The 12,933-nt window shown below is 68.0% G+C and carries 14 protein-coding genes; 11 read left to right on the top strand and 3 right to left on the bottom strand.

Annotation, left to right across the window (positions count from 1 at the left end):
* Positions 1–345 (bottom strand): shikimate kinase (locus tag DBR34_RS12435; protein ID WP_146186832.1); only part of this gene is annotated, 345 nt, incomplete at its 3' end.
* Between the two features lie 95 nt (positions 346–440).
* On the opposite strand from DBR34_RS12435, the gene DBR34_RS12430 reads away from it, so the two are divergent.
* Positions 441–644, top strand: a complete 204-nt coding sequence (locus DBR34_RS12430) for a dodecin family protein (protein WP_038686896.1) — start codon at positions 441–443, stop codon at positions 642–644.
* A 52-nt stretch (positions 645–696) separates the two neighbouring features.
* Here the strand turns inward: DBR34_RS12430 and DBR34_RS12425 are convergent, their stop codons facing one another.
* Positions 697–1,527 carry a kinase gene (locus DBR34_RS12425; protein WP_128097025.1) on the bottom strand — a complete coding sequence of 277 codons (831 nt, stop codon included), beginning with the start codon at positions 1,525–1,527 and terminating at the stop codon, positions 697–699.
* A gap of 41 nt (positions 1,528–1,568) precedes the next feature.
* Here DBR34_RS12425 and pdxH point away from each other — a divergent pair, with 41 nt between their 5' ends.
* From pdxH to DBR34_RS12410, 3 genes are all read left to right on the top strand, one after another.
* Positions 1,569–2,168, top strand: a complete 600-nt coding sequence (gene pdxH, locus DBR34_RS12420; protein ID WP_128097024.1) for a pyridoxamine 5'-phosphate oxidase — start codon at positions 1,569–1,571, stop codon at positions 2,166–2,168.
* Positions 2,169–2,264: 96 nt separating this feature from the next.
* On the top strand, positions 2,265–2,726 hold the full coding sequence (locus tag DBR34_RS12415) for a DoxX family protein (protein ID WP_128097023.1): 462 nt from the start codon (positions 2,265–2,267) through the stop codon (positions 2,724–2,726).
* Between the two features lie 76 nt (positions 2,727–2,802).
* A complete protein-coding gene (locus DBR34_RS12410) occupies positions 2,803–3,639 on the top strand; it encodes an ankyrin repeat domain-containing protein (RefSeq protein ID WP_128097022.1) in 837 nt (278 codons plus the stop codon).
* Between the two features lie 9 nt (positions 3,640–3,648).
* Here DBR34_RS12410 and prpR read toward each other — a convergent pair whose 3' ends face one another.
* Positions 3,649–5,268 (bottom strand): propionate catabolism operon regulatory protein PrpR, encoded by a 1,620-nt coding sequence (gene prpR / locus DBR34_RS12405; RefSeq protein WP_128097021.1) that lies wholly within the window; start codon positions 5,266–5,268, stop codon positions 3,649–3,651.
* A gap of 160 nt (positions 5,269–5,428) precedes the next feature.
* On the opposite strand from prpR, the gene prpB reads away from it, so the two are divergent.
* From prpB to DBR34_RS22920, 7 genes are all read left to right on the top strand, one after another.
* The gene (prpB, locus tag DBR34_RS12400; protein WP_038686907.1) at positions 5,429–6,319 is read left to right on the top strand and encodes a methylisocitrate lyase; all 891 of its coding nucleotides are present in this window, start codon (positions 5,429–5,431) and stop codon (positions 6,317–6,319) included.
* A 29-nt stretch (positions 6,320–6,348) separates the two neighbouring features.
* Positions 6,349–7,509 (top strand): 2-methylcitrate synthase, encoded by a 1,161-nt coding sequence (prpC, locus tag DBR34_RS12395; RefSeq protein WP_128097020.1) that lies wholly within the window; start codon positions 6,349–6,351, stop codon positions 7,507–7,509.
* A 138-nt stretch (positions 7,510–7,647) separates the two neighbouring features.
* Positions 7,648–10,263 (top strand): Fe/S-dependent 2-methylisocitrate dehydratase AcnD, encoded by a 2,616-nt coding sequence (gene acnD / locus DBR34_RS12390; protein ID WP_128097019.1) that lies wholly within the window; start codon positions 7,648–7,650, stop codon positions 10,261–10,263.
* A 77-nt stretch (positions 10,264–10,340) separates the two neighbouring features.
* Positions 10,341–10,589 carry a type II toxin-antitoxin system ParD family antitoxin gene (locus DBR34_RS12385; protein WP_070425705.1) on the top strand — a complete coding sequence of 83 codons (249 nt, stop codon included), beginning with the start codon at positions 10,341–10,343 and terminating at the stop codon, positions 10,587–10,589.
* Complete coding sequence (locus tag DBR34_RS12380) at positions 10,586–10,912, top strand: type II toxin-antitoxin system RelE/ParE family toxin (RefSeq protein WP_128097018.1); 327 nt, start codon at positions 10,586–10,588, stop codon at positions 10,910–10,912. Before DBR34_RS12385 ends, DBR34_RS12380 begins: the two co-directional genes overlap by 4 nt.
* Before the next feature lie 73 nt (positions 10,913–10,985).
* Complete coding sequence (gene prpF, locus DBR34_RS12375) at positions 10,986–12,176, top strand: 2-methylaconitate cis-trans isomerase PrpF (protein WP_128097017.1); 1,191 nt, start codon at positions 10,986–10,988, stop codon at positions 12,174–12,176.
* An 18-nt stretch (positions 12,177–12,194) separates the two neighbouring features.
* Positions 12,195–12,933, top strand: a 739-nt coding sequence (locus tag DBR34_RS22920) for an MmgE/PrpD family protein (protein ID WP_258223880.1), incomplete at its 3' end; no start/stop codon positions are given.

Genomic DNA, 12,933 nt, shown 5'->3' with positions numbered 1-12,933 from the left:
CGCCAGCCGCTCCAGCTGCCCGGCCACGCTGACCCGCAGGTACACCACGAAACCGCGCTCGGCGATGATGGCGCGGTTGTCGGGGTCCAGCACGGCGCCGCCGCCGGTGGAGACCAGCTGGTTGCGCCCGCGCAGCAGGGTCTGCAGCGCCTGGCGTTCGTACTGGCGGAAGCCGGCCTCGCCGGAGTGCTCGAAGATCGCCGGGATGCTGGCCCCGGCGGCGTCCACGATGGCCTGGTCGGCGTCCACGAAGTCCAGCGTGAAGCGCTCGGCCAGGCGGCGCCCGATGCAGGTTTTGCCGGCGCCCATCGGGCCAATCAGGATCAGGTTCGGAGCAGGGTTCATTACCCCCGATCCTAACATTTCCGTGCCGTGGCCTTTACGCGCCGGCCCCCATGGTGGGGGCTGCGGAATGTCCCGCAGGCAGCCGGAGCGTGCCCATGTCAGTGGCCAAAATCATCGAGATCAATGCGTCCTCCAAGACCAGCGTCGAAGACGCGGTGCGCAGCGGGCTGAAGAAGGTGTCCGAAACGGTCAAGGGCATCCAGGGCGCATGGATCAACGAAACCAAGGTGGTCACCGACGGGGAGGGCAACATCACCGAATGGCGGGTCAACCTGCGCGTGACCTTCGTGGTCGGATGAGGGCAACCGATGGCCGCCCGGTCGGTTCGACCGGGAACGGCGTCGGTGCCGCTTACGCAGGTGCCGTGACCACCTGACGCTGCTCGTCCAGCGCGATGATCCGGTCGGCCAGGCCGGGCAGGGTGCGCAGCGCCTGCCGGCTCACCCGTTCGTAGTACTGCACGAAGCGCTCCAGCTGGGCGCGGCTCATGCTGCTGCGTTCGGGTTGGGCGGCCTGCAGGTTCTGTTCCTGCTGCCAGCGCCAGCGCGGCACCACCGCGAAGGTGGGCGGCTGCAGGAACCAGAGGCGGTCGCAGCGCTGCCACAGCGCCGGGTAGTGTGCGGCCAGCGCCTGGTTGCACCACTGCCGCCAGCGTCCGTCGGCGTCGGCGTCGCGCTCCAGGGCGTTCAAGGGCGGCTGCAGGTCCGCTTCGGGCTGGGCAGGCGTGCCCAGGAACCAGCCTTCGAACACCAGCAGGTCCAGTGGGCCGTGCACCTGTGGCCAATCGGCCCGTGCCACGCGTTCGTCGGCCAGCTTGTCGAACCGTGGCAAGGCCACCGGCTGGCGTGCGGCGATGGCGTCCAGGGTGGCATGGGCCAGCGGCAGGTCGTGGGTGCCCGGCGGGCCCCGGGTGAGCAGCAGCGGATGCACCTGGCGGGCCAGGCGTTGGCGGTCACTGCGGGTAAGGTAGAAATCGTCGATGGACAGGGCGGCGGCGCGCAGCCCGCGCTGTTCGGCCAACGCCACCACCTGGGCGGCCAGCGTCGATTTGCCGCTGCCCTGCAGCCCGCTGATCGCCAATACTGGTACCCCCGAACCTGCTGCCAGCGCATCGTCCAGTGCCTGGGCGACCAGTGCATCGGGAAATCCTTTGTTGCGGGGCATGTACGCGTTGGCAGGCATGCGGTGACAATAAACCCAAATCGAATGGCAAGAAACCAACCATGACCGATCTGTATACCGAAGCGTTGTCCACCTTTGCCGCGTTGTTCGAGGAAGCCAAGCGCAGCGCGGAAATCGAACCCAATGCGATGACCGTGGCCACGGCCGACACCAGCGGCCAGCCGTCGGCACGCACCGTGCTGCTGAAGGCCTTCGACGCGCGCGGGTTCGTGTTCTACACGCATCTGGACAGCCACAAGGGCCGCGAACTGCGCAGCAACCCGCGCGCCGCCCTGCTGTTTCTGTGGCGCAGCCTGCGCGAGGCGGGCATCCAGGTGCGGATCGAAGGCCATGTCGAGCAGGTGGACGATGCCGAAGCCGATGCCTACTTCGCCTCGCGGCCGCGCATGAGCCAGATCGGCGCATGGGCGTCGCTGCAGTCAAAGACACTGGCATCGCGCGAGGAGTTCGACGCGCGCGTGGCCACCACCGAGGCCAGCTTCGCCGACCGCGAGGTGCCTCGCCCGGAGGGCTGGAGCGGGCTGCGCGTGGTGCCGCAGCGGATCGAGTTCTGGTATGGCGCGCAGTTCCGGCTGCACGAGCGCTGGTGCTATGAGGTCGATCACGACGGTCAGTGGAGCAAACGGTTACTGTTCCCGTAAGGGCGCGTCCATCGCAAACTGCACGGGGCGCGCCGGGTGGGAAGGCGCCGGTTAGGATCGGGCGGACAACGATGTCTGCCTTGGAACCGCCCTGCCATGTTTCCTTTTGTCCTGCCTGCTGAATCCCGTATCGCCCCCTCGCTGCTGTTACTGCTGTCGCGCATCGCTTCGGGCACCATGTTCGCCGTATCGGGATGGAACAAGCTGTTCACCGACGACGGCAGGGATCGCATGCTGGCCACACTGGTGGAGGCGGGTATCCCGTGGCCGGCGGTCAGCGCCCCTGCAGTGGCGATGGTGGAATGGGTGCTGGGCACCACCCTGGTGCTCGGTGTGGTGCCGCGCCTGTCGGCCGCAGCGCTGATGATGATCTGCGCGGTCGCGGCCGTCACCGACGGTATCGGGCGCATCCCGGCCGGCCTGGGACCGTTGGATTGGCTGAGCTGGTTCCTGTATCTGCCGGAGGTGCCACTGGGCGTGGCCCTGGCGTGGGTGTGCGTGCTGGGCGCGGGGCGTTATGCGCTGTGGACCGGACGCGGCGCTTCGCCGATGGCGTGAACAGGGGGCGCGCAGCACCCGCGATGCGGGCGCCTCCATACTTGCGGAGGAATCCATCCACGCAAGGACCTGCTGCATGACGACCGCATCCACTTCTTCGCCTGCCATCGACCTGTGCGCGGCCGCCCTGGCGGCCGACGTGGCGGCAGTGCAGGCCGCCCTTGCGGCGGGCGCCGATGTCAGCGCGGAAGACGCCTACGGCTTCACTGCGCTGGAATGTGCGGCGCGCGCCACCCATGACACCCCGGCGGCTCAGCATCTGCAGGTCCTGCGTTTGCTCATCGATGCAGGAAGCCCGCTGGAACACCACGGTGGCGGCGGGCGGACCGCGTTGTACCTGGCCGCTGAATTCGCCCTGGAGTGCGCCCCGGTGCAGATGCTGCTCGACGCCGGTGCGAACCCGGCGGTGCACGACGGCGGTGGCAACCATATCGTCGTCAACGCGATGGTGCCGGAGGTGCAGGCGCTGCTGTCTGCGGTGACCGGCCACCCCATCCCGGTGAAGGCCGAGCCGCGGCCGCCGCAGAAGATGCGGGCCGACGACTGGCGCGCCGCCCACGCCAGGATCACCGCGGTGTTCGCCCGTCTGGAAGACCAGGGCATCGTCACCGCGCAGGACGTTGGCCTGACCCAGGAGGATGGCTTCACCGACACCGCCCAGCAGTTCATCGAACGCGGCGGCATGGAGGCCGGCCTGCTCGGCCTGTGCTTCTACACCCGGCAGGACCTCAACCGCGCCAAGCGCAGCAGCGATCTAAGCCTGGGTTTCTGGGCCGGGCCGGAGGGTGCCAGCGCTGCCATGGAGCAGGTCGGGCGCAGGATCGTGGATGCGTTCACCGCAGCGGGGCTGGCGGTGGACTGGGATGGCTCGGCAGCGCACCGGCCCACCGTGGACCTGCGCGGGGTGGCGTAAGCCGCGTTCTTACCCGGCGGTGCTGCGCAGCCAGCGCCACAGCGTGGTACGCGACACGCCCAGCGCCTGGGCGACCTGCTCACGGTTGCCGCCGTGGGCATCGAGCAGCTGCTGCAGCGTGTCGTTGCCGGGGCGCGTGGCCGCGCGCTGGGGCAGGCCGTCCGGCGCTGCGTCTGTCACGGCGCGCGCGGCGACGGGCGAGGACGCCAGCTCCGGCAGCCAGGCCTGCATCTGCGCCAACGGCAGTTCGCCGCGCCCGTGCGGCCAGTGGATGCGCAACCGGTCGACCATGTTGCGCAGCTCGCGCACGTTGCCCGGCCACGGGTAATCGCACAGGCGCTGCAGCGCCGGGGCGGCGAGCGGCGAGGGCGTGCCGCCCAGCAGGCTGAAGAAGTGTTTCAGCAGCAGCGGCACGTCCTCGCGGCGTTCGTGCAGGGTCGGCAGCGCGATCCGCAGCGCAGCCAGGCGGTAGTAAAGGTCACGGCGGAAGCGCTGGGCCTCCACCAGCGATTCCAGCGTCTGCAACGTGGCCGCCACCACGCGCACGTCCACCGGCGTGGGTTCGGTGGCGCCCACGCGCAGCACTTCGCGTTCCTCCAGTACCCGCAGCAGCCGCGTCTGCAACGGCAGTGGCAATTCGCCGATTTCATCCAGGAACAGGGTGCCGCCATCGGACGCCTCGACCAGGCCGACACGGCCGCCGCGTCGTGCGCCGGTGAAGGCACCTTCGGTGTAGCCGAACAGCTCGGCTTCCAGCAGCGATTCGCTGATGGCCCCGCAGTTGAGCGCGACAAAACGCCCGCGCCGGCCACTGGCGCCGTGCAGTTGCCGGGCCACCAGCTCCTTGCCGGTGCCGGTCGCGCCGGTGACCAGCACCGTGCTGTCGTGCGGGGCGTACAGCGCGATACGGTCGCGGACCTGCTGCATCGCGGTGCTGTCGCCGAGCAGCGCGTGGTCGGCCTCGCGGCGCCGGGCCGGCGGGCGACGCCGCGGCGAGGGGGCGCCCACCCGGGCCAGGGTCTGGGTGAGTTCCAGCGCGTGTTCGAACGCCTGGCGCACCGAATCGGCCGAGTACAGCAGCACGCCGGGCAGGCCCACCTGTTCGGCATGGTCGATGGCCATGCCGGTGCCGACGATCACCTCGATGCCGTTGGCGCGCATGTCGGCGATGCAGTCGCGGGCGTCTTCACGGGTCACGAAGCGGCGGTGTTCGATGTCCAGTCCGAAACTGTGCTGGAAGCTGCCGAAGGTGGGCACGTCGGTGGCGTGGGTCACCAGCCCGATCCGGGGCGCGATCCGGCGCGCCCGCGCCAGCGCCTCCATCAGGTCGAAGCCGTTGGCCTGGATCGGCACCAGCGGCACCTCCAGCCGGCTGCGCAGATACGCCGCGTTGGAGCCGCCGGCGATCACCACGTCGCAGTGCTCGCGGCGCAGGCGCTGGCCGATCACGTCCACCGCTTCCTCGAAGCCCAGGTTGATCGGCACGATCCGGGCGCGGCGGTCGAACTCGGGGATCACATCGCCCAGCAGCCCGGTCAGGCGCGAGACGCTGACGGTCCAGATCACCGGCAGGTTGCCGCCGTCGGGGTCGGGCAGGCGGGAACGGTGGCGGGGCAGGCTGATCGACATGGTGGCGTTTCAATGTTTCAGTTCCATCCATGTTACAGGTGTTTCAATGTTGCAAGGTGAAACATGTGTGTTGCCACACTGTCTCAATCAAATCAGACACTTGGCACTTGGCACGGCCCTTGCGCCTTCACTCCCGTCAACCACCCTGGAATGCTGCCCGATGAGCACCCCTGTTTCTTCCGCTGGCGCCCGTTTCCGCGCTGCACTGGCTGCCGAATCGCCCCTGCAGGTGATCGGCGCGATCAACGCCAACCACGCCCTGCTGGCGCAGCGCGCCGGCTACCGCGCCATTTACCTGTCCGGTGGCGGCGTCGCCGCCGGTTCGCTGGGCCTGCCGGACCTGGGCATCAACACCCTGGAAGACGTGCTGATCGACGTGCGCCGCATCACCGATGTGTGCGACCTGCCGCTGATGGTGGACATCGACACCGGCTTCGGCCCCAGCGCGTTCAACATCGCGCGGACCGTGAAGTCGCTGATCAAGGCCGGCGCGGCCGCCTGCCATATCGAAGACCAGGTAGGTGCCAAGCGCTGCGGTCATCGCCCGGGCAAGGAAATCGTCACCCAGGGCGAGATGGTCGATCGCGTGAAGGCGGCCGCCGACGCCAAGACCGACCCGGACTTCTTCCTGATCGCGCGCACCGATGCCATCCAGGTGGACGGCGTGGATGCGGCGATCGAACGTGCCATCGCCTGCGTCGAGGCCGGTGCCGACGGCATCTTCGCCGAGGCCGCCTACGACCTGGCCACCTACCGCCGCTTCGTCGACGCGGTGAAGGTGCCGGTGCTGGCCAACATCACCGAGTTCGGCAAGACCCCGTTGTTCACCCGCGACGAACTGGCCTCGGCCGGCGTTGCCATCCAGCTGTTCCCGCTGTCCGCGTTCCGCGCCGCCAACAAGGCCGCCGAGAACGTGTATGAGACCATCCGCCGCGACGGCCACCAGCGTAATGTGGTCGATGCGATGCAGACGCGCGAAGAGCTGTACGACCGTATCGGCTACCACGCCTTCGAGCAGCAGCTCGATGCGCTGTTCGCCGCCAAGAAGTAACGTCGCACCACTTGTTTTCTGGAGGGATCATGAGCGAAGCAGCAACCACCGCCCCCGGCTTCAAGCCGAAGAAGTCCGTCGCCCTGTCGGGCACCGCCGCGGGCAACACCGCGCTGTGCACGGTGGGCCGCAGCGGCAACGACCTGCACTACCGGGGCTACGACATCCTGGACCTGGCCAATACCAGCGAGTTCGAGGAAATCGCCCACCTGCTGGTGCACGGCAAGCTGCCCACCCGCGCCGAGCTGGTGGCCTACAAGGCCAAGCTGAAGTCGCTGCGTGGCATCCCGGCCGCGGTCAAGGCCGCGCTGGAAGAACTGCCGCCGTCGGCGCACCCGATGGACGTGATGCGCACCGGTGTGTCCGTGCTGGGCTGCGTGTCGCCGGAAAAGGATGACCACAACCATCCGGGCGCGCGCGACATCGCCGACAAGCTGATGGCCTGCCTGGGCTCGATGCTGCTGTACTGGTACCACTGGAGCCACAACGGCCGCGCCATCGACGTGGAAACCGACGATGACTCCATCGGCGGCCACTTCCTGCACCTGCTGCATGGCGAAAAGCCGCAGGATTCGTGGGTGAAGGCGATGCACACCTCGCTGATCCTGTACGCCGAGCACGAGTTCAACGCCTCCACCTTTGCCTGCCGCGTCATCGCCGGCACCGGCAGCGACATGTACAGCTGCATCACCGGCGGCATCGGCGCGCTGCGGGGTCCCAAGCACGGCGGCGCCAATGAAGTGGCCTTCGAGGTGCAGAAGCGCTACGACAGCCCGGACGACGCCGAGGCCGACATCAAGGCCCGTGTCGAGCGCAAGGAAGTGGTGATCGGCTTCGGCCACCCGGTGTACACCGTGAGCGATCCGCGCAACAACGTGATCAAGGAAGTGGCGCGCGACCTGTCGGCCGAGCAGCAGAACGTGAAGATGTTCGACATTGCCGAGCGTCTGGAAACGGTGATGTGGGACATCAAGAAGATGTTCCCGAACCTGGACTGGTTCAGCGCGGTCAGCTACCACATGATGGGCGTGCCGACGGCGATGTTCACCCCGCTGTTCGTCATCGCGCGCACCTCCGGCTGGAGCGCGCACATCATCGAGCAGCGCATCGACGGCAAGATCATCCGGCCCAGCGCCAACTACACCGGCCCGGAAGACCAAGCCTTCGTACCGATCGACCAGCGCAGGTGATGTGTTCCTCCCGCACCCGGTAACGGGTGCAACGCGGAGCGGGCTGGCCATGCCAGCCCGTCTCCGTTGCGGCGTCGCCACTCCCTTTTTGCCGGTGTCACGACGCCCCGGCCCGCCAACAAGCAGCTATCGCCAGCCATGAATACTCAGTACCGCAAGAATCTCCCCGGCACCGCGCTGGACTATTTCGATACCCGGGCCGCGGTCGATGCGATCCAGCCCGGCGCCTATGCCACGCTGCCGTATACCTCGCGCGTGCTGGCGGAAAACCTGGTGCGCCGCTGCGACCCGGCGACCCTCGAGGCCTCGCTGCGGCAGCTGATCGAGCGCCGCCAGGACCTGGACTTCCCGTGGTTCCCCGCGCGCGTGGTGTGCCATGACATCCTCGGCCAGACCGCGCTGGTGGACCTGGCCGGCCTGCGTGACGCCATCGCCGACGCCGGTGGCGACCCGGCCCAGATCAACCCGGTGGTACCGACCCAGCTGATCGTCGATCACTCGCTGGCGGTGGAGTTCCCCGGCTTCGACAAGGCCGCGTTCGAGAAGAACCGCGCCATCGAGGACCGTCGCAACGAAGACCGGTTCCACTTCATCAACTGGACCAAGAAGGCGTTCAAGAACGTCGACGTGATTCCGCCGGGCAACGGGATCATGCACCAGATCAACCTGGAGAAGATGTCCCCGGTTGTGCAGGTGCGCGACGGCGTGGCCTTCCCTGATACCTGCGTGGGCACCGACAGCCACACCCCGCACGTGGACGCGCTGGGCGTGATCGCCATCGGCGTGGGCGGGCTGGAAGCCGAAAGCGTGATGCTTGGCCGCGCCTCGTGGATGCGCCTGCCCGACATCATCGGCGTGGAACTCACCGGCCGCCCGCAGCCGGGCATCACCTGCACCGACATCGTGCTGGCGCTGACCGAGTACCTGCGCAAGGAACGCGTGGTGGGGGCGTGGATCGAGTTCTTCGGTGAAGGCGCCACCGCGCTGACCATCGGCGACCGCGCCACCATTTCCAACATGACCCCGGAGTTCGGCGCCACCGCGGCGATGTTCTCCATCGACCAGCAGACCCTGGACTACCTGCGCCTGACCGGCCGCGAGGAAGCCCAGGTGCAGCTGGTGGAAACCTACGCCAAGGCCACCGGCCTGTGGTCGGACGACCTGGCCAACGTGCAGTACGAGCGCGTGCTGCAGTTCGACCTGTCCAGCGTGGTGCGCAACATGGCCGGCCCGTCCAACCCGCACAAGCGCGTGGCCACCCGCGACCTGGCCGCACGCGGCATCGCCGACGAAGCCAAGCTGGCCTCGGGCAAGCTGGAACAGGAACAGGGGCTGATGCCCGATGGCGCGGTGATCATTGCCGCCATCACCAGCTGCACCAACACCAGCAACCCCCGCAATGTCATTTCCGCCGCGCTGCTGGCGCGCAACGCCAACCGCGCCGGCCTGACCCGCAAGCCGTGGGTGAAGAGCTCGCTGGCGCCCGGTTCCAAGGCCGTGCAGCTGTACCTGGAAGAGGCCGGCCTGCTGGGCGACCTGGAACAGATGGGCTTTGGCATCGTGGCCTTCGCCTGCACCACCTGCAACGGCATGAGCGGCGCGCTGGACCCGAAAATCCAGCAGGAAGTGATCGACCGCGACCTGTACGCCACGGCGGTGTTGTCGGGCAACCGCAACTTCGACGGACGCATCCATCCGTACGCCAAGCAGGCGTTCCTGGCCTCGCCGCCGCTGGTGGTGGCCTATGCGATCGCCGGTACCGTGCGCTTCGATATCGAGAAGGACGCGCTGGGCCATGATGCCGATGGCAACCCGATCACGCTGAAGGACCTGTGGCCCAGCGACGCCGAGATCGATGCGGTGGTGAAGGCCTGCGTCAAGCCGGAACAGTTCCGCCAGGTCTACGACCCGATGTTCACCTTCAAGGTGGAGCACGGCGCGCCGATCAGCCCGCTGTATGCGTGGCGCGCGCAGAGCACCTACATCCGCCGCCCGCCGTACTGGGAAGGCGCACTGGCCGGTGCCCGCTCGCTCAGTGGCATGCGGCCGCTGGCCGTGCTCGGCGACAACATCACCACCGACCACCTGTCGCCGTCCAACGCGATCATGGCCAGCAGCGCCGCCGGTGAATACCTGGCCAGGATGGGCCTGCCGGAAGAGGACTTCAATTCCTACGCCACCCACCGCGGCGACCACCTCACCGCGCAGCGCGCCACCTTCGCCAACCCCAAGCTGATCAACGAAATGGCCGTGGTCGATGGCCAGGTGAAGCAGGGCTCGCTGGCGCGCGTGGAGCCGGAAGGGCAGGTCACCCGCATGTGGGAGGCCATTGAAACCTACATGGCGCGCAAGCAGCCGCTGATCATCATCGCCGGTGCCGACTACGGCCAGGGCAGCTCGCGCGACTGGGCCGCCAAGGGCGTGCGCCTGGCCGGCGTGGAGGCGATTGCCGCCGAAGGCTTCGAGCGCATCCACCGCACCAACCTGATCGGCATGGGCGTGCTGCCGCTGGAGTTCAAGGAAGGCGTGAACCGCCGGACGCTGGGCATCGACGGCACCGAGACGTTCGATGTGATCGGCGAGCGGGTGCCGCGCGCCGAGCTCACCCTGGTGATCCACCGCCGCAACGGGGAACAGCTGCGGGTGCCGGTCACCTGCCGGCTGGACACCGCCGAGGAAGTGTCCATCTACGAGGCCGGTGGCGTGCTGCAGCGCTTCGCCCAGGACTTCCTGGAAGCTGCGCAGGTGGCGTGAAGGATGAACGGCATGCGCTTGCGGCCGTGGGGCCGCAGGCGCACACTTTGATGGCAAAAATTGCCAAGAGGGCTTTCATGGCCACCATGAACATCTCGCTCACCGACCCACTCAAGCAGTTCGTCGATGAGGAAGTCAGCGAAGGAGGGTATTCCAGCACCTCCGACTACGTGCGTGATCTCATTCGGCAACGCCAGCGGCGCAAGGCGGAGGATCTGCTGCGGCAGTTGATCGCCGACGGACTTGCCTCCGGACCGGCGGCGCCCCTTGAACCCGGTCATTTTGAGCAGATGCGGAAACGTGCAAGGGCGCGCGCGGGGAAATGACGCGTGCGCGATGGCATCCGCTGGCGGTGCAGGACGCTGATGACGCGGCCGCGTGGTACGCCCAGCACGGTGGCATGACGCTCGAACTGAGCTTCATTGACGCGCTGGAAGCCACGGTCGCCATGCTCGAACGGCATCCTGGCGCGGGATCGACGCGGCACGCGGATCTGTTGGCGACAACGGGAATGCCGCTGCGGTTCCATCCGATACGTCATTTTGACGACCATCTTGTCTATTACATCGAACACGCTGCGTGGATCCAGGTGATCCGCGTCTGGAATGCCCGGCGCGGACTGGACGCGCTGGTTCTGGACGCGCCCTGATGCACATCCGTTGCCGGATGGGCGCCGCGTGGCGTGGTCGAGTTCACTTCAACCTGGCAGAGCGCTCAACGTCATGACCCATCTCCCGCAACTCCGCATTCACGCCACCTACCTGCGTGGCGGCACCAGCAAGGGCGTGTTCTTCCGGCTGCAGGACCTGCCGGTGCCGGCGCAGGTGCCGGGCCCGGCCCGCGATGCGCTGCTGATGCGCGTGATCGGCTCGCCCGACCCGTATGGCAAGCACACCGACGGCATGGGCGGGGCCACCTCCAGCACCAGCAAGTGCGTGATCATCGCCGCCGCGTCGGTGCCCGGTCATGACGTGGATTATCTGTACGGCCAGGTCGCCATCGACACCGCGTTCGTCGACTGGAGCGGCAACTGCGGCAACCTCAGCACGGCGGTGGGCCCGTTCGCGATCAGCAACGGCTTCATCGACCCGGCGCGCATCCCGCACAACGGCACCTGCACCGTGCGGATCTGGCAGGCCAATATCGGCAAGACCATCCTCGCGCACGTGCCCATCGTGGACGGCCAGGTGCAGGAGATCGGCGATTTCGAACTGGATGGGGTGACCTTCCCGGCGGCGGAGATCCAGCTGGAGTTCCTCGACCCGTCCGATGATGGCGACGGCGAGGGCGGGTCGATGTTCCCGACCGGTAACCTGGTCGACACCCTGGACGTGCCCGGCGTGGGCAGCTTCCAGGTGACGATGATCACTGCCGGCATTCCCACCATCTTCCTCAACGCGGCCGACCTGGGCTACACCGGGACCGAACTGCAGCCGGCGATCAACGAGGACAAGGCCGCACTGGCCCGCTTCGAGGCGATCCGCGCGCACGGTGCGGTGCGCATGGGCCTGATCGACAGCATCGACCAGGCCGCCACCCGCCAGCACACGCCCAAAGTCGCCTTCGTTGCGCCCGCGCAGGACTACGTATCTTCCAGCGGCAAGCGGATCGCGGCCGGCGCCATCGACCTGCACGCGCGCGCGCTGTCGATGGGCAAGCTGCACCACGCAATGATGGGTACCGCGGCGGTCGCCATCGGCACCGCAGCCGCGATCCCCGGCACGCTGGTCAACCTGGCCGCCGGTGGCGGCGAGCGTGAGGCGGTGACCTTCGGGCATCCGTCCGGCACGTTGCGGGTGGGTGCACAGGCGGCGTTCGTTGACGGGCAGTGGACGGTCACCAAGGCCATCATGAGCCGCAGTGCCCGCGTGCTGATGGAAGGTGCGGTGCGGGTACCCGCCCACACGTTGTAGGTTCAACAGGAGATCACGATGTCCGGTCACGACAACAGCAGCAACCAGCGACTGCCGTGGGATGCGGTCATGACCGACATCGTGGACTACGTGCGCGACTTCCGGGTGGAGTCGCCGCTGGCCTTCAGCACCGCGCGCCACTGCCTGATCGACACCCTGGGCTGCGGCCTGGCGGCCCTGGCGTTTCCCGCCTGCAGCAAGCTGCTCGGCCCGCTGGTGCCTGGCACCCGCGTGGTCAATGGCGCGCGCGTGCCGGGCACGCGCTTCGAACTGGACCCGGTGCAGGCCGCCTTCAATATCGGCGCGATGGTCCGCTGGCTGGACTTCAATGACACCTGGCTGGCCGCCGAATGGGGCCATCCGTCGGACAATCTCGGCGGCATCCTGGCCACGGCCGACTGGCTCAGCCGCAACGCCGAAGCGCTGCGGCGGCCGCCATTGACCATGCGCGACGTGCTCGCGGCGATGGTCAAGGCGCATGAGATCCAAGGCTGCCTGGCGTTGGAAAACGCCTTCAACCGGGTCGGGCTGGACCACGTGGTGCTGGTCAAGGTGGCCTCCACCGCCGTGGTCGCGCACCTGCTTGGCCTGGACCGCGAGCGCATGCTCAACGCGGTGTCGCTGGCCTGGGTGGACGGACAGGCGCTGCGCACCTACCGGCACGCGCCAAACACCGGGTCGCGCAAGAGCTGGGCGGCCGGCGATGCCACCAGCCGCGCCGTGCGGCTGGCGCTGATGGCCGCGGCGGGCGAGATGG

Source organism: Stenotrophomonas sp. HMWF003, from assembly GCF_003061285.1.
Lineage (GTDB): Bacteria > Pseudomonadota > Gammaproteobacteria > Xanthomonadales > Xanthomonadaceae > Stenotrophomonas > Stenotrophomonas maltophilia_AP.
The sequence above is the reverse complement of the archived record's forward strand: the minus strand, read 5'-3'. Positions and strand labels throughout refer to the sequence as shown.